Source organism: Nocardia barduliensis (assembly GCF_013315795.1).
Lineage (GTDB): Bacteria > Actinomycetota > Actinomycetes > Mycobacteriales > Mycobacteriaceae > Nocardia > Nocardia barduliensis.
Genome location: NZ_JABLTE010000075.1, coordinates 1 through 15,724, shown reverse-complemented (window position 1 = coordinate 15,724; position 15,724 = coordinate 1). Strand labels below are relative to the sequence as shown.

Below are 15,724 nucleotides of genomic sequence, written 5' to 3'. Positions count from 1 at the left end.
GTAGAACCTCTACCGAACTCGAGGTCAACCCAGTTGTTTCTTCTGCACCTTGCCCATGGCGTTGCGCGGCAGCGCCTCGACCACGCGGATCTCGCGCGGACGCTTGTGCACCGAGAGTTGCCCGGCCACATGATCGATCAGTTCGCGTTCGGTCGCGGGGTCGCGCAGCACGACGAAGGCGGTGATGCGCTGGCCGAGGTCGTGGTCGGGCAGGCCGACCACCGCGGCCTCGGCGACCGCGGGATGACCGAGCAGCGCCGTCTCGACCTCGCCCGCGCCGACCCGGTATCCACCGGACTTGATCAGGTCCACCGATTCCCGGCCGACGATGCGGTGGAAGCCCTCCGCGTCGATGGCGGCGACGTCGCCGGTCCGGAACCACCCGTCCTCGGTCCAGCTCTGCGCGGTCGCCTCCGGGCGGTTCAGGTAACCGTCGAACAGCATGGGCCCGGCGACCTCGAGCCCGCCGATGCTCTCGCCGTCGTGCGCGACCGGTGCGCCGGACTCGTCCCGCAGCCGGGTGCGCACCCCGCGCACCGGTGTGCCGACCCAGCCCGGCCTGCGTTCGCCGTCGGCCCGGGTGGACAGCGTGATCATGGTCTCGCTCATGCCGTAGCGCTCGACCGGCGCGTGCCCGGTCAGCTCGCGCAGTCGCTCGAACACCGGCACCGGCAGGGGCGCGCTACCGGAGACCAGCAGCCGCGCGTCGGCCAGTTGCTTCGCCGAATCCGGGTCCTCGACCACCCGCGACCACACGGTCGGCACGCCGAAGTACAGCGAACCTCTGGCCGCCGCGTACGCCTGCGGTGTCGGCTTGCCGGTGTGGATCAGCGGGCTGCCCACGCGCAACGGCCCGAGCAGGCCGAGGATCAGCCCGTGCACGTGGAACAGCGGAAGTCCGTGCACCAGGGTGTCGCTCGCGGTCCACGCCCACGCGTCGGCCAGGGCGTCCAGACCCGCGGCGATCGCGCCGCGACTGAGTACCACACCCTTGGGCAGGCCGGTGGTCCCCGAGGTGTAGAGCACGAAAGCTGTTGTGGCCGAATCTGGTTCGGGGTAGGTGTGCCACGATCTGGCGTGCCGCCGCACCGGCACCACGGGCAGCTCGGCGCCCTCCGGCGCTTTCCCCAGCCACGCCTGAGCGCCCGAGTCGGCCAGGATGTGCGCCCGCTCGGCGGTGCCGGAGTCCGGTGGCACCGGCACCACCGTGACACCCGCGATGAGGCAGCCGACCACCGCGAGCACGGTCTCCACCGTCGGCTCGGCCAGCACCGCCACCCGCTCGGCGCGCGCGACGCGTTCGGCCACCGACGTGGCCGCGCCCAGCAGGTCACTGCGCGAAAGGGTGGTCCCGTCGATGGTGACGGCGTCGGGGATGTCCGCTCCGCCTGCGACGGCGAGCGGGTTCAGGGAACTGAGCAGCAGCGGCGGGCCGAACGACATTCGACCACGCTACTTCCCCCGGTCTCGCGGCGGCTTCGCGACGTCCCGCGTCGAGGCCGCGCAGTCGACGATGTGACGGTTGACACAGTCGCTGAAGCGGTGAGACCGTTGTTGCATAGCCTTCTCAGTACTGCGAGGTCGACGATGACCAGGCCACTTCCCGCGACGCATCGCCCCGAATCGCCGGACTCCTTCGACGTCGGGCAGTACATCGACGGCATAGCCGGACTCTTCGGCGGCGTCGCGAACGTCATCATGCAGCTGAGCACGCCGCCGGTCGGCTACGGCGTCCTGGAGAGCACGGTCCACAGCGGAAACGTGATGCTGCACCCGGTCAAACGGCTGCGCACCACTCTGACCTATCTGTCCGTGGCAATGCTCGGCACCGACGAGGAACGCGCCGCGTATCGCGAGGCGGTCAACGTCTCGCATCGCCCTGTTCGCTCCACCGCGTCGAGCCCGGTGCACTACAACGCCTTCGACCCCGCGCTGCAACTGTGGGTCGCGGCCTGCCTGCATTGGGGCGGGCAGGATCTGTACGAGCGCATGCACGGCCCGATGGACGAGGCGACGGCCGACGCGTTCTACCACCTCGCCGCCCGGCTCGGCACCACCCTGCAAATGCCCGAAGCGATGTGGCCCGCCGACCGTCGCGCTTTCGATGAGTATTGGGCGACCAACCTCGCGAAGACCAGCATCGACCCGGTTATCCGCGCCTACTTCGACGACCTCATCGATCTGCGCATGCTGCCGCGCCCGGCACAGCTGGCGTTCGGGCGCGTGCATCGCTTCTTCGTGACCGGCCTGCTGCCGCAGCACCTGCGCGACGAAATGGGGATGACCTGGACCGACCGCGACGAGCGCACACTCAGCCACATCCTGCGGGCAGTCGGCGCCACACAGTCGCGGCTCCCGCGACCGATTCGCATGTTTCCCCTGAACGCCTATCTCCTCGATATGCGCCTCCGGCGTCTGCTCGGCCTGCGCCTGGTCTGAACGAGCGATCCGACCTCGTTTCACCTGAGCAACTACTGGGCAATCGCATCCCGTACTCCCGCACAGCGCCGTGCGCCGTCCCGAGCCCGACCACGCGTCACAGTGAGCCAGGAGGAGACGATGGGCTACCGAACGACGATGACCACGCTGGCCGCCTGCGCGTTCCTGGCACTGTCCGCGCCGGTCGCCTGCGCCGAAGATCCCACGGAGACCGCCGAAACCGAAGTAGCCGAGGTACCGCCCCGCACCGCGATCTCGGTACGCACCTTGCTCGGCCCCGGCTGGGGGACGGCGAACGAACACGAGTCGCGCTCGAGCCTGTCGCTGTCCAAGCTGTTCCTGGCCGATTACGCCCTGCGGCACGGCGACGGGTCGCCCGAGGATCGCATCCTGGGTGAGCAAATGATCCGCTACTCGGATGACGGAGCGGCGACCGCGATGGAGGCCAAGTATCCCCAGGCCATCGCCGCCATCGCCGCCGAATACGGCCTGCGCGCGACGGTACAGGGGCCCAACTGGGGCGCGAGCGCGACGAGCGTCGCGGACGTGTCCGACTTCCTTGCCACCAAGCTGCGCACCGATCCCGGATCGCCGATCTTCGAATGGATGGCAGCGGCGGGTTCGACCGCCCAGGACGGCACCGAACAGGACTGGGGCACCGCGCGGTGGCCGTTCGTGCTCGGCACCAAGTGGGGGTGGTCGGATCTGGGTGAGCCGGAGGTCGCCTCGGCGTCCTACGGTCCCGGTTTCGCGGTGACCGCGCACACCCGTGGCACCGCGGCCGAGCAGACCGCCGACGTGCTCGCCGCGCTGTGGGCGATGCTCACCGGACTACCGCAGCCGCGCTGACCCCCTGTCACGGCACCCGGAAGGACACCACCACGTGATCGCGGGCGAACTTCCGGATCGACGCGTCGTCGCCGAGCGGGATGACGGTCTGCGGCGTGAGCGCCAGCGACAGCGCGGTGCGGGCGATCATCTCGGCCAACGGCTCCGGGTCGTAGTCGGGCAGCTTGCCCTCCCGCTGCAATCGCGTGATGAACTCCGCCAGGTAATCCCGGCCGAGTTCGATGACCGGCGCCCCCTGGGTGGTGAGGTAGGGCAGCACGAGCTCGGGCTCGGTGGCCAGCAGCCGGTGGATCAGCTGGTTTCCGCGCAGCCCGTTGATGAACGCCGCGAACAGCTCGACGATCTGGTCCTCCGCGCTCGCGTCCCGATCGACGTGCCGCTCGAGCGCGGCGTCGACCTCCTCGATGAACTCGCGGGTCTGCCGCAACCCGACGGCCCTGATCAGATCGGACTTGCTCGCGAAGCGGCGGTAGAGGGTGGCCAGGGACAATCCGCCGCGGCGCGCGACTTCGACCATGCTGGTGCGCTTGATGCCGAAGTCAAGGAACGCCAGCAGCGCCGCGTCCAGCACCCGGGTCTGATTGCGATCCTCCGGGGCGGCGCTGCGCACCAGCGGTAACAGTCTGGTCAGCCTGGCCATGCCTCAACCCTATCCGCGACAGCGAAACGATGACACTTTCAGCATCGCACACCGTCACCGCCGATTGACAGCTTTGCGAGTCGATGAGAAAGTTAAGGCATAATCTTCTCATCGACCGATTCTCCGGGATCGGGCGGACACGAAAGACGAGGTCGACGATGACCGCGCCACTGCGCACCGCCGAACACGAGCCTGATCCGAGCGAGATGACGCTCACCCCGGAGACCGTCGGAGAATACGTCGACGGCATCGCCGCCTTCCTCGGGGGCGCCGCCAACGTCATCATGCAGCTGAGCCTGCGCCCGGTCGGCCGCGGCGTCTTGGAGAGCACCGTCGACAGCGGCAAGGTCACCCTGCACCCGATCAAGCGGCTGCGCACCACGCTGACCTATATCGCCGTCGCGCTGCTCGGGTCGGACACCGAACGCGAGGCATACCGCGCGGCGGTCAACGTCTCGCACCGCTCGGTGCGCTCCACCGCCGCGAGCCCGGTGAAGTACAACGCCTTCGACCCGAACCTCCAGCTGTGGGTCGCCGCCTGCCTGTACTGGGGCATCGATGACCTCTACACCCGGATGCACGGCCCGATGGAAGCCGCCACCGCCGACGCCTTCTACACCTACGCGGCGCGGCTGGGCACCACTTTGCAGATGCGGCCGGAGATGTGGCCGGCGAACCGTGCGGAGTTCCAGAAGTACTGGGACGAGAACCTGAAGCTGCGTGGCATCGAGCCGGAGCTGCGCGAGTACTTCAACGGCCTGATCGACCTGAAGATGATGCCGCGCCCGGTGCAGGTGCTCTTCGCCGGGTTGCAGCGCTTCGTCGTCACCGGCTTGCTCCCGCAGCACCTGCGCGACGAGATGGGCATGACCTGGACCGACCGCGATCAGCGGCGCTTGGACCGGCTGCTGCGGGCGATCGGGGCGGTGCACCGGCGGCTGCCCGCGGCGGCCAGGATGTTCCCGCTCAACGCCTACCTGTTCGACCTGCGCAGGCGCTTGCGGCACGGAAAGCCGCTGGTCTGAGTCCGCGCCTCAGCTCCCCATGTGCGGATAGCGGTAGTCCACGGGCGGTACGAAGGTCTCCTTGATCGTCCGCGGCGCGACCCAGCGCAGCAGGTTCAACGGCGAGCCCGCCTTGTCGTCGGTGCCCGAGGCCCGCGCACCGCCGAAGGGTTGCTGCCCCACCACCGCGCCCGTGGGTTTGTCGTTGACGTAGAAATTGCCCGCCGCGAACCGCAATGCGGCGTCGGCCTGTTCGATCGCGTACCGGTCCTGCGCGAACACCGCGCCGGTCAGCGCGTAGGGCGCGCCCGACTCGACTTCGGCCAGGATCGCGCTGTACGCGCCCGGTTCGGCGTCGTCGTAGACGTACACCGACAGGATCGGCCCGAAATACTCGGTGGCGAACGATTCGTCGTGCGGGTTGTCCACCAGGAACACCGTCGGCCGGACGAACCAGCCTTCGCTGTCGTCGTACGTTCCGCCCGCCGGGATGGTGACGCCCGCGTCCCTGGCACGCCGGATCGCCGCAACGTTCTTGTCGAACGCGCGCCGATCGATGAGCGCGCCACCGAAATTCGACAGATCGGCGACGTCGCCATAGCTCAGCTCGCCCGCGTCGTGCAGGAAATCGTCACCCATCGCGCGCCAGACCGACCGCGCGATGTAAGCCCGCGAGGCCGCGGAGCACTTCTGCCCCTGGTACTCGTAGGCTCCGCGGATCAGCGCGGTGCGCAGCGCGGCCGGGTCGGCCGAGGAGTGCGCGACGATGAAGTCCTTCCCACCGGTCTCCCCGACCAGGCGCGGGTAGCCGTGATACCGATTGATATTCGCGCCCACCTGCTGCCACAGGTACTGGAACGTCCGCGTGGAGCCGGTGAAATGGATCCCGGCCAGCCGTGGATCGGCGAGGGCCACCTCCGACAGCTGCACTCCGTCGCCGGTGACCATGTTGATCACGCCGGGCGGCAGGCCCGCCGCCTCGAGCAACCGCATCGTGTGGAAGGCCGACAACGTCTGCGTGGGCGAGGGCTTCCACACCACCGTGTTGCCCATGAGCGCGGGCGCCGTCGGGAGATTGCCCGCGATAGCGGTGAAGTTGAAGGGTGTGACGGCGTAGACGAACCCTTCCAGCGGCCGATAGTCCATCCGGTTCCACACCCCGGCGCTGGACTGGGGCTGCTGTTCCAGTATTCCCCGCGCGAAGGCGACGTTGAACCGCCAGAAGTCGACCAGCTCGCAGGGCGCATCGATTTCGGCCTGCTGGGCCGATTTCGACTGCCCGAGCATGGTGGCCGCCGCGACCGTCTCCCGCCACGGCCCGGCGAGCAGGTCGGCGGCGCGCAACAGCACCGCGGCGCGCTCCTCGAACGGCATGGCCCGCCAACCGGGGGCCGCCCCGATCGCGGCCTCGATGGCCCCGTGCGCTTCGGAGTGTGTGATGTCGGTGTAGGTCCCCAGCACCTGCCGATGCCGATGCGGCGCGACGATGTCGTGCCGTGCGCCGATGCCGGGCCGGTGCTTGCCGCCGATCACCAGCGGCACGTCGACGGGTTCGGCGGACAGCTCGGCCAGCTTGCCGAGCAACAACTCCCGTTCGCTGCTTCCGGGCGCGTAGGAGTGCACCGGTTCGTTTCCGGGTGTGGGGACAACCGTGACAGCGTCCATACCTCAGGCTAGCTCTCCCGGCCCGGCCTGCACGGATGCCGACACACCCCAATCGGATCAGGAAGACGCCTCCCGAGGACCGAGGTCACCACGCGTACGGAGGACTCCGGGGTCAGCCCGCGGCCAGTCGTTCGGCCGCCGCCTCGATCCGCTCGTCGGTCGCGGTCAGCGCGATCCGCACGTGCTCGTTCGCGCCGGGGCCGTAGAAGTCGCCGGGCGCGGCGAGGATCCCGCGATCGGCCAGCCATTCCAGGGTGGTCCGGCACGACTCACCGCGGGTGCACCACAGGTACAGGCCCGCCTCCGAGTGATCGATCCGGAAACCGGCTTCCTGCAACGCCTTTCGCAAAACGTCGCGACGGGCCCGGTACCGCTCGCGCTGCCGCGCCTCGTGCGCGTCGTCGCTGAGCGCGGCTGTCATCGCGGCCTGGATCGGGAACGGCACCATCATGCCCGCGTGCTTGCGCACTTCGAGCAGTTCGGCGACCAGCGCCGGGTCGCCCGCCACGAACCCGGCGCGGTAGCTGGCCAGGTTGGCGGTCTTGGACAGCGAATGCACGGCGAGCAGGTTGGTGTGGTCGCCGTCGCACACCTCCGGGTCGAGCAAGGAGACGGCGCGTCCCTCCCACGTGAGGCCCAGGTAGCACTCGTCGGAGGCGACGATCGCGCCGCGCTCGCGGGCGAAGGCCACCACCTTGCGCAGATGCTCGACGCCGAGTACCCGTCCGGTCGGGTTGGACGGCGAGTTCACGTAGATCAGCGCGGGCGTCTGCGGGCCGAGCCTGGTGAGTCCGTCGGCGCGCAGCACCTGCGCGCCCGCCAGCAGCGCGCCGACCTCGTAGGTGGGATAGGCGACCTCGGGGATGACGACCAGGTCGCCCGCGCCCAGGCCGAGCAGCCGGGGCAGTCCCGCGATCAGCTCCTTGGTGCCGATCGCGGGCAGCACGGCCGCAGGCTCGAGTCCGGTGATCCCGTAGCGCCGCTTCAGCGCGTCGACCGCGGCCGCGCGGAGCTCGGGGGTGCCGTGCGTGGTCGGGTATCCGGGCACTTCGGCGACGGAGTTCAGCGCCGCCCGGATCAGCGGGTCGACCGGGTCGACCGGAGTGCCGACGGACAGGTCGACGATTCCGCCGGGGTGAGCGGCCGCTCGCACCTTCACCGAAGCGATGGTGTCCCAGGGAAAATCGGGCAGCAGACTGCTGACCCGGCCACGCGGTGACACGTCAGGTCTCACTCACTCGCCATCGGGGGCAGTTCCTTGACGAACGGCGGGTCGTAATCCACCTTGCCGACCTTCGTGGCGCCGCCGGGCGAGCCCAGCTCGTCGAAGAAGTCGACGTTGGCGTTGACGTACCCGCTCCACTGGTCCGGGGTGTCGTCTTCGTAGAAGATCGCCTCCACCGGGCACACCGGCTCACATGCACCACAGTCCACGCACTCGTCGGGATGGATGTACAGCATCCGGCCACCCTCGTAGATGCAGTCCACGGGGCATTCCTCGATGCATGCCTTGTCCTTCACGTCAACGCACGGTTCAGCGATGATGTACGGCACTGCCGCTCTCCTAGTCTGTCCTCGCCTGCGGGATAGTCCGCCCGGCGAAACCCTATCCCGGCACCCCACGTTACTCCTGGTCAGCCTGCCCTAACTTCGGGAGTCGCGCACGCCGACGCGAGGGGCGAATTCCACTCCGCCACCCGGCGTACCCGGAGGTCACCGCGTTGTCCGAGGTTGCGGCGGAGCGCGGTGCGCGCCGATCGGTCATCGCGCCGGTCCTCCGGTGCCGCGGCGGACCGGAAAACCGATCGCACCGCGGGCCGCAACCTATCGCCGCTTCCCTGCGGCCTAACCCACCGTCAACGGCAATGCCGACAACTTGTGTTCCGGCACGCCGTAGGTCGTCGTACGCTCCCGGGCCGGACGATCGATGCCCGCGGCGATCTCCACCAGCTCCGCGACGGTCTTCGCCGAGCCGTGCTGCGAGCCCGCCATCCGGGAGATGGTCTCCTCCATCAACGTACCGCCGAGATCGTTGGCGCCGCTGTTGAGCATCACCCGGGTTCCGGTGGTGCCGAGCTTGACCCAGCTGGTCTGGATGTTCTGGATCCGGCCGTGCAGCATGATCCTGGCCAGCGCGTGCGCGGCGCGGTTGTCCCGGTTGGTCGGTCCTGGCCGCGCGGCGCCCGCCAGGTACAGCGGCGCGCTCTGGTGCACGAACGGCAGCAGCACGAATTCGGTGAAACCGCCGGTCTCGTCCTGGATTCCGCGCAGCACCCGCAGATGCCCGACCCAGTGCTTCGGATTGTCCACGTGGCCGTACATCATCGTCGAGCTGGACCTGATCCCCACCTGGTGCGCGGTGGTGATCACCTCGATCCACGCCGAGGTGGGCAGTTTGCCCTTGGTGAGCACCCAGCGCACCTCGTCGTCCAGGATCTCCGCCGCGGTGCCGGGAATGGTGTCCAGCCCGGCCTCCTTCAGCGCGACCAGCCAGTCCCGGATGCTCTGCCCGCCGCGCGAGGCGCCGTTCACGATCTCCATCGGACTGAACGCGTGCACGTGCATCGACGGCACCCGCTGCTTGACCGCCCGCACGAGGTCCGCGTAGCCGGTGACCGGCAGGTCGGGGTCGATGCCGCCCTGCATGCAGACCTCGGTCGCGCCGTCGACGTGCGCCTCCCAGGCCCGGTCGGCGACCTCGTCGGTGCTCAGTGTGAACGCGTCCGCGTCGCCCTTGCGCTGGGCGAACGCGCAGAACCGGCACCCGGTGTAGCAGATGTTGGTGAAGTTGATGTTCCGGTTGACCACGTAGGTCACGTCGTCGCCGACCGTGTCCCTGCGCAGCTGATCCGCCAGCGCGGCCACGGCCTCCAGCTCGGCGCCGTCCGCCGTGGCCAGCGCGAGGTACTCGCCGTCGCTGAGCCCGGCCGGGTCGCGCTCGGCGGCGCGCAGCGCGGCGAGCACGTCGGCGTCCAGCCGCTGCGGCGCGACGGCGAGGTCGCGCGCCTGTTCCCGGATGGTGTCCCAGTCGCCGAAGGCGCCGACGACGTCCTGCCCGAGCGCCGCGTCGCTGCGGGTCTCGGTGTTGCGGCCCTCGGTGTCGATGGCGGTGTTGAGGTCGACGCGTCCGGCCGATTCCCAGGACGCGTCCGGTTCCTGCCAGGGCAGGCCGACCGGGAGCGCGTCCGGAATCGCCAGCCCCGTCACCGGGTCGGTGAGCGCCGCGACGTGCGCGCCGATGCGCGGATCCACCCACGGGTTGCCTGCACGCACGTACTTCGGGTGCGCGGAGGTCCGCTCGACCAGCTGATAGCCCGCCGCCTCGGTGATCTCCCGCAAAGTGTCCAGGTTCGGCCACGGCCGCTCCGGGTTCACGTGGTCGGGCGTCACCGGCGACACGCCGCCCCAGTCATCGATGCCCGCCTCGATCAGCGCGCGGCACTCCTCGTGCGACACCAGGTTCGGCGGCGCCTGCACCGGCACGTCCGGCCCGAGCAGCAGGCGGGTGACGGCGATGGTGGCGCGGAATTCCGCCAGGCCCGCGTCCGGCACGTCCCGCATCGCGGTGTCGTCCTTGGCGCGGAAGTTCTGGATGATGACTTCCTGGATGTGCCCGAACGCCTTGTGCTGCTTGCGAATCGCCATGATCGACTCGGCCCGCTCGGCCATCGTCTCGCCGATGCCGACCAGGATGCCGGTGGTGTAGGGCACCGAGAGCCGGCCCGCGTCGGTGATGGCGCGCAGCCGCACCGCGGGGTCCTTGTCCGGGCTGCCGTAGTGGCAGTTGCCCTTCTCGGTGAACAGCCGGGTCGAGGTGGTCTCCAGCATCATGCCCATGGATTGCGCCACCGGCTTGAGCCGCGCGATCTCCGCCCACGACAGCACGCCCGGGTTCAGGTGCGGCAGCAGGCCGGTCTCCTCCAGCACCATGATCGACACGGCGCGCAGGTAGTCTAGCGTGGAGTCGTAGCCGCGCTCGTCCAGCCACTGCGCGGCCTCCGGCCAGCGGTCCTCGGGGCGGTCACCGAGGGTGAACAGCGCCTCCTTGCAACCGAGCGCGGCGCCGCGGCGCGCGATGTCGAGCACCTCGTCGGGTTCGAGGAACATCCCCTTGCCCTCGGCGCGCAGCTTGCCGGGCACGGTGACGAAGGTGCAGTAGTGGCACTTGTCCCGGCACAACCGGGTCAGTGGGATGAAGACGTTGCGGGAGTAACTGATCGTCTCGGGACGCCCGGCGGAGGCCAGCCCGGCATCGCGCACCCGCGCGGCGCTGCGACACAGGTCGGCGAGGTCGTCACCGGTCGCGTGCAGCAGCACCGCGGCCTCGTCCACGTTCAACGTGACGCCGTCGCGGGCCCTGCGCAGCGCCCGGCGCATGGCCGATGGACTGGGCGGCGCGGACGGGACGCTCGGGTTCGGTAGGTCGATCACGCCCTCGATCATGCGCTACACATCCGGAACTGTCTCCCTCCAGTGCTGGTTGCGGCGAAGCGGACGGGACACCGTTCCGCTCACCACGGAGCCCACGCGGGGACGGGGGCGCCGTTGAGCGTTGACAACTGCCGGGTGCGCGAGGCTATTCCAGGGCACCGCACGACGTGGGGTCGCGTTCCGGCGGGCGAAGCTTTCGCATGCCTGATTCGTTGCGGCACAACGGCGCTGATTCCCGCATGGGAGTCCGGCCGTCTCGCGCTCGACCGCCTGCCGAGCCGGTGGCGTCGGCGCGAGCCTGCGACAGCGCCCGCGTGGTCGTGCAAACATGGGCAGCATGTCGCAGCCGCGCACGATCATGGCCGACCCGGCCTGGCGCCCGAGTCCGAAGGCCAAGCTCCTGTGGACCGCGCAGGCCGCGCTGGCCTGGGCGGTTCCGTTCGCGGCTCTGCTGGTGTGGGCGTTGCTCGACTCCGCGCACCGGGGGTGGCAGCTCGGATTCTTGCTGGTCGCCCTCGTACCGGCCGCGCTGAACATCGGGGTGGCGCCGTGGTGGCGGTACGCCGTGCACCGCTGGGAGGTCACCGACGAGGCGGTCTACACCCGGGTCGGCTGGCTCACCCAGGAGAGCCGGGTCGCGCCGATCTCGCGGGTGCAGACCGTCGACACCGAGCGCGGGCCGCTCGAGCGCCTGCTCGGACTGGCCACGGTCACCGTCACCACCGCCTCCTCCGCGGGAGCGGTGCAGATCAGCGCGCTGGATCTCCCGGTGGCCGAGCAGATCGTGACACGGCTGACCCGGATCGCCGCCCAGCACCGCGGAGACGCGACATGAGCGGCGAGCCGGCCGACGACACCGCGCAGGCCGAGCAACCGTGGCAGCGACTCGACAAGCGGATGCTGCTGGTCCACCCGATCACCGAGGTGGTGAAGTTCATCCCGGTGCTGATCGGGTCGGTGATCCTCGGTACCAGCAGCGGGAACCACGGGTGGAGCGTCATCCCGATCGTGCTGATCGTCGGGTTCGCGCTGACCCGCTGGTTCACCACGACGTACCGGGTCGGACCGACGCACGTCGAGTTGCGAACCGGACTGCTGGCACGGAAGAAGCTGTCGGTGCCGCGATCGCGGATCCGGTCGGTGGACATCGAGGCCGACCTGCTGCACCGGATGCTCGGGCTCGCGGTGCTGGCGATCGGCACCGGCCAGCAGGCCGATTCGGGTGAGCAGTTCAAGCTGGACGCCTTGGCTGCGGGGGTGGTGCCGCCCTTGCGCTCCGCGCTGCTCGCGCATACCGCGGAGCGGGCGAACGAACCAGCGGATCGAAAAAAACCTCAGGACAGTGTGCCTGGTGGTTTCGCCGGGACGCGGACCCGGGCGCGCGAGATCGGGCACTGGAGTCCGGTCTGGGTGCGCTACGCCCCGCTGTCGCTGACCGGGTTCGCGATCGTCGCGCCGATTGTCGGCCTCGCGCTGCAGTACGGGCTCGGCGAGGTCGTGTTCCGGTCGGACGCGGTGCACGACGTGGAAGACGGCGGCGCGCCCGTCCTCGCGCTCGCCGGGGCCGCGCTGCTGTGCGCCATCGTCCTCGTGGTCAGCGCTGCCGCGTGCGCGCACTATCTGACCACGTATTTCGGGCTGCGCGTCCGCGACGACGGCACGACCTTGCAGCTGCGCCACGGCCTGTTCACCACCCGTCAGATCACCCTCGACCGCGCGCGGCTGCGCGGGGCGACGGTGAAGGAACCGCTGCTGCTGCGCCTGGCGGGCGCCGCCGAACTCGAAGCGATCATGACCGGGGAGAACCCGCGGCAGAAGATCCTGCCGCAGGCCCCGCGCAGCGCCGTCGAGCACACCCTCGGCCATCTGCTCGCCCCGGACGAGGTAAGCGCCGACGAATCGCCCGCCGTTCCGCACGCGCGACCGACCGGAGCGGGGGCGTCGGACGCGCACACCGTCCCGGGGCCGGGCAGCGCCCCGCTGGTCCCGCACGGCGCGGCCGCGCGGCGCCGCAGGTATACCCGCACGCTCGCGCCGGTCGTCTTCGTCGCAGTGGTGATGGCCTATGTCTCCCTTGCCGGAGAGCACTATTCGCCGTGGTGGTGGCTGGTGCCCGGGCTCGCACTGCCGATCGCGCTCGCGCTCGCGGAGGACCGCTACCGCGGCCTCGGGCACGCGGTGCTGCCCCGCACGGCCGCGGGTCCGGCCTGGCTGATCACCCGGACCGGCTCGCTCGACCGTGACCGCGACTGCCTGGAGGCGCCCGGGGTGATCGGCTGGACGGTGCGCCAGACCTTGTTCCAACGGAGGGCCGGAGTCGCCACGGTGGTCGCGGCGACCGCGGCGGGCAAGAAGCGCTACGCGGTGGTCGACCTTCCCGCCGACGCGGCATGGCAGCTCGTCGAAGCGGTCACTCCGGGGCTCACCGGCGCACGCTGACTTCGGCCTCGGCGCCGCGCCCCGCACCGCCGCCGTGCTCGCCACCCTGGCGGTCCGGCTCGCGGACCCCCGCCCGGCTCAGCGGCGACCGAAGAGGTGGCTGTTGGCCTGAATGTAGATGTAGGCCAGTGGTGGAAGCAGCCCGCTGAACAGCAACAGCGCGGTCCGCCAATCACTGCCGAGCAGAATGTCACCGCCCGGTCCCCTGCTCGCGCAGGCCAGGAAGCCGAACGCCCAGGCCACCACGGGAAGCCCCAGGACCGCGGGGCGCCGGGTGACCGATCGCACGCCCGCGACGAGCAGGACGTTCACCACCCCGGCCACCACGACGGAGACCGGGAACGCGAGCGAGCCCAGATAGGTCGGCAGGTACAGCACCTCGAGCGCCAAGGTGAGCAGGGCGTCGAGAATCAGCAGCACGACGATCACCTGCCCCAAGACCACGCCCACGGGAACCCGGCCTGCGCCGGGCGCCACGGGAACGTGATCGCCTGTGTGGTCGTTTACCTTGGTCGTCACGGCACCGGCGGGTAGCCGAGGAGGGTCAACAGGTGGCTCTGCATATCGGCGAACGCGTACAGCACGGTCATATACAGGTCGTGCTGCTCCTGCCAGTGCGGCCGCATACTGTCGACGAACGCCGCGATCGCGCTCTGGAGCTCCCAGTTGTACATACTGCCGAGTCTATTCCGGTGTTCCGAGGAGCATGATCAGTTCTCCTGCCGGTCCGAGCGGCCGGCGACCACCGGGAATGCGCCCGTGGGATCGCCACGCCGCGCCGTGCGGCATTCGTCATTCCGTTCCGGCGAACAGATCGTGCTCCCGGCCGTCCGGCCCGAGCGGCCCGCGGCGGCCTCTCACCAGGATGAAGTGCTCCTCGGGCAGCACCGGCTGGGCGACATTGTTCGACAGCGCGAACTCCCGCCCGGACGGCGCGACAGTGACCTGGGTGGCGTGCGCCCGCAGCGCGGCGCGCTTGGCCGCCAGCACGTCGGAGACGTCGATCGTGGTGGTGACCTCGTGGCTGGGCACGCTCGCCAGCTCTCCCTCGGCGGGCAGCCGCCAGCCGGGCGGCAGTGCGCCGGGCAGCCCGGCGGCCGTGCGCCGGGCCAGCGCGGTGGTGTGCGAGCGCAGCATGTCGGCGTCGGTGACGGTCCAGTAGTACTTCGCGGTGTCCCAGCCCTCCCCCGCGGCAGCCCGCACCGCGGCCGTGGTGATTTCGTGCGCCCGGATGTGGTCCGGGTGTCCGTAGCCACCCTTCGGGTCGTAGCCGACCACCACGCGCGGGCGCACTCGGAGCACCACGTCCGTGAGAGCCCGCACGGCTTCGTCCCCGGAGCGCACGAAGACACGCGGCTTGTTCGCGGCGGGCGTCCCCGCCATCCCGGAATCGCGCCAGCGGCCCGCGCCGCCGAGGAACAGCGGCGGCCCCGCGTCCAGCGCCTGCAACGCACGGGTCAGCTCCAGCACGCGGTAACCGCCGAGTTGGTCGGCGTGCTGCGCGGCGAGCAGGGCCCATTCCTCGCCGATCACCTCACCCTCTTCGCCGAGGGTGCAGGTGACCACGGTGACCGGCACACCGCGACGGCGGTAGTGCGCGATAGTCCCTCCGGTGGTGATGGACTCGTCGTCCGGATGGGCGTGCACCAGCAGCAGCCCGCCGGTCACCGCCGTCACGGGATCCGGCGCCACATGGACGCGTCGCCGAAGATGCCGACCTGGATCGCGCCGCTGAGCGAGGCGCCGTCCACCCGGGGACCGGACGCGGCGACCGCGTTGTCCTGCACGATCGGCAGCACGGTGGCCATGGCCCACAGTTTGGGCTCCGCTTCGGCGAGCACCCGTCCCACGTCGCCGCCGCGCAGGGCCTCGTCGATCGCGGGTTGCAGGGCCGGATCACACACGCCGGACAGATTGCTCGGAGCGCGTTGCGCCGCCTCGGCGATGGCCTGCGCCGGGCCGGTGACCCCGGGCAGTGCGGGCGGCGGGCACCCGTAGCGGGACGCCAGCACGGTCGCCGGGTCGGAACCGGCCACCTCCCAGCCGACGATCGCGTCGACCGTGCCCTCGATCAGTTCCTTGCCGTACAGCTCGTCGGCGGCGACGCTGCGCACCGTCGCGTCGATGCCCGCGCTGCGCAACTGGTCGGCGGCGGTGTTGGCCACCGCTAAGGCGGTCGCGTCCCGGTCGACCGCGCCGATGCGCACGACCAGCGGCTTGCCGTCCTTGCCGACGGTGCGCGGCTGCGGTGCGGGCG

Annotated in this window: 14 protein-coding genes and 1 pseudogene; 5 read left to right on the top strand and 10 right to left on the bottom strand. The window is 70.3% G+C overall.

Annotation, left to right across the window (positions count from 1 at the left end):
• Positions 1–24: 24 nt before the first annotated feature.
• Positions 25–1,443 carry an acyl-CoA synthetase gene (locus HOV91_RS26925; protein ID WP_174188157.1) on the bottom strand — a complete coding sequence of 473 codons (1,419 nt, stop codon included), beginning with the start codon at positions 1,441–1,443 and terminating at the stop codon, positions 25–27.
• A gap of 144 nt (positions 1,444–1,587) precedes the next feature.
• Between HOV91_RS26925 and HOV91_RS26920 the strand changes: the two genes are divergently transcribed.
• Positions 1,588–2,439 (top strand): oxygenase MpaB family protein, encoded by an 852-nt coding sequence (locus HOV91_RS26920; RefSeq protein WP_174188156.1) that lies wholly within the window; start codon positions 1,588–1,590, stop codon positions 2,437–2,439.
• Between the two features lie 120 nt (positions 2,440–2,559).
• On the top strand, positions 2,560–3,288 hold the full coding sequence (locus HOV91_RS26915) for a hypothetical protein (protein ID WP_174188155.1): 729 nt from the start codon (positions 2,560–2,562) through the stop codon (positions 3,286–3,288).
• Between the two features lie 7 nt (positions 3,289–3,295).
• Here the strand turns inward: HOV91_RS26915 and HOV91_RS26910 are convergent, their stop codons facing one another.
• Positions 3,296–3,928, bottom strand: coding sequence for a TetR/AcrR family transcriptional regulator (locus HOV91_RS26910; RefSeq protein WP_174188154.1), 633 nt, complete (start codon positions 3,926–3,928; stop codon positions 3,296–3,298).
• A 158-nt stretch (positions 3,929–4,086) separates the two neighbouring features.
• On the opposite strand from HOV91_RS26910, the gene HOV91_RS26905 reads away from it, so the two are divergent.
• Positions 4,087–4,953 (top strand): oxygenase MpaB family protein, encoded by an 867-nt coding sequence (locus HOV91_RS26905; RefSeq protein WP_174188153.1) that lies wholly within the window; start codon positions 4,087–4,089, stop codon positions 4,951–4,953.
• Between the two features lie 9 nt (positions 4,954–4,962).
• On the opposite strand, the gene pruA is transcribed toward HOV91_RS26905, so the two are convergent.
• The 4 genes from pruA to HOV91_RS26885 all read right to left on the bottom strand — a co-directional run bounded on the left by pruA (position 4,963) and on the right by HOV91_RS26885 (position 11,040).
• On the bottom strand, positions 4,963–6,597 hold the full coding sequence (gene pruA / locus HOV91_RS26900) for an L-glutamate gamma-semialdehyde dehydrogenase (protein ID WP_174188152.1): 1,635 nt from the start codon (positions 6,595–6,597) through the stop codon (positions 4,963–4,965).
• Positions 6,598–6,709: 112 nt separating this feature from the next.
• Positions 6,710–7,831, bottom strand: coding sequence for a succinyldiaminopimelate transaminase (gene dapC, locus HOV91_RS26895; RefSeq protein WP_312884784.1), 1,122 nt, complete (start codon positions 7,829–7,831; stop codon positions 6,710–6,712).
• On the bottom strand, positions 7,828–8,151 hold the full coding sequence (gene fdxA / locus HOV91_RS26890; RefSeq protein WP_043697397.1) for a ferredoxin: 324 nt from the start codon (positions 8,149–8,151) through the stop codon (positions 7,828–7,830). Before fdxA ends, dapC begins: the two co-directional genes overlap by 4 nt.
• 291 nt (positions 8,152–8,442) lie before the next feature.
• Positions 8,443–11,040, bottom strand: coding sequence for a bifunctional FO biosynthesis protein CofGH (locus HOV91_RS26885; RefSeq protein WP_174188151.1), 2,598 nt, complete (start codon positions 11,038–11,040; stop codon positions 8,443–8,445).
• Positions 11,041–11,365: 325 nt separating this feature from the next.
• On the opposite strand from HOV91_RS26885, the gene HOV91_RS26880 reads away from it, so the two are divergent.
• Positions 11,366–11,863 (top strand): PH domain-containing protein, encoded by a 498-nt coding sequence (locus HOV91_RS26880; RefSeq protein ID WP_174188150.1) that lies wholly within the window; start codon positions 11,366–11,368, stop codon positions 11,861–11,863.
• Positions 11,860–13,467, top strand: coding sequence for a PH domain-containing protein (locus tag HOV91_RS26875; protein ID WP_174188149.1), 1,608 nt, complete (start codon positions 11,860–11,862; stop codon positions 13,465–13,467). Before HOV91_RS26880 ends, HOV91_RS26875 begins: the two co-directional genes overlap by 4 nt.
• 78 nt (positions 13,468–13,545) lie before the next feature.
• Here HOV91_RS26875 and HOV91_RS26870 read toward each other — a convergent pair whose 3' ends face one another.
• The 4 genes and pseudogenes from HOV91_RS26870 to HOV91_RS26855 form a co-directional block, all read right to left on the bottom strand.
• Positions 13,546–13,986, bottom strand: coding sequence for a hypothetical protein (locus HOV91_RS26870; protein ID WP_312884783.1), 441 nt, complete (start codon positions 13,984–13,986; stop codon positions 13,546–13,548).
• Positions 13,983–14,141, bottom strand: coding sequence for a hypothetical protein (locus tag HOV91_RS26865; RefSeq protein WP_174188148.1), 159 nt, complete (start codon positions 14,139–14,141; stop codon positions 13,983–13,985). The genes HOV91_RS26870 and HOV91_RS26865 overlap by 4 nt, the downstream gene beginning before the upstream one ends.
• 118 nt (positions 14,142–14,259) lie before the next feature.
• On the bottom strand, positions 14,260–15,144 hold the full coding sequence (mshB, locus tag HOV91_RS26860; RefSeq protein WP_174188147.1) for an N-acetyl-1-D-myo-inositol-2-amino-2-deoxy-alpha-D-glucopyranoside deacetylase: 885 nt from the start codon (positions 15,142–15,144) through the stop codon (positions 14,260–14,262).
• A pseudogene (locus HOV91_RS26855) lies at positions 15,141–15,724 on the bottom strand (ABC transporter family substrate-binding protein); the annotation flags it as partial. The gene mshB and the pseudogene HOV91_RS26855, both read right to left, overlap by 4 nt.

Bases quoted from the DNA above. Each gene is read 5' to 3' on its own strand.
- HOV91_RS26925 (WP_174188157.1), bottom strand. From the start codon at position 1,443: ATGTCGTTCGGCCCGCCGCTGCTGCTCAGTTCCCTGAACCCGCTCGCC.
- HOV91_RS26920 (WP_174188156.1), top strand. From the start codon at position 1,588: ATGACCAGGCCACTTCCCGCGACGCATCGCCCCGAATCGCCGGACTCC.
- HOV91_RS26915 (WP_174188155.1), top strand. From the start codon at position 2,560: ATGGGCTACCGAACGACGATGACCACGCTGGCCGCCTGCGCGTTCCTG.
- HOV91_RS26910 (WP_174188154.1), bottom strand. From the start codon at position 3,928: ATGGCCAGGCTGACCAGACTGTTACCGCTGGTGCGCAGCGCCGCCCCG.
- HOV91_RS26905 (WP_174188153.1), top strand. From the start codon at position 4,087: ATGACCGCGCCACTGCGCACCGCCGAACACGAGCCTGATCCGAGCGAG.
- pruA (WP_174188152.1), bottom strand. From the start codon at position 6,597: ATGGACGCTGTCACGGTTGTCCCCACACCCGGAAACGAACCGGTGCAC.
- HOV91_RS26885 (WP_174188151.1), bottom strand. From the start codon at position 11,040: ATGATCGAGGGCGTGATCGACCTACCGAACCCGAGCGTCCCGTCCGCG.
- HOV91_RS26880 (WP_174188150.1), top strand. From the start codon at position 11,366: ATGTCGCAGCCGCGCACGATCATGGCCGACCCGGCCTGGCGCCCGAGT.
- HOV91_RS26875 (WP_174188149.1), top strand. From the start codon at position 11,860: ATGAGCGGCGAGCCGGCCGACGACACCGCGCAGGCCGAGCAACCGTGG.
- HOV91_RS26865 (WP_174188148.1), bottom strand. From the start codon at position 14,141: ATGTACAACTGGGAGCTCCAGAGCGCGATCGCGGCGTTCGTCGACAGT.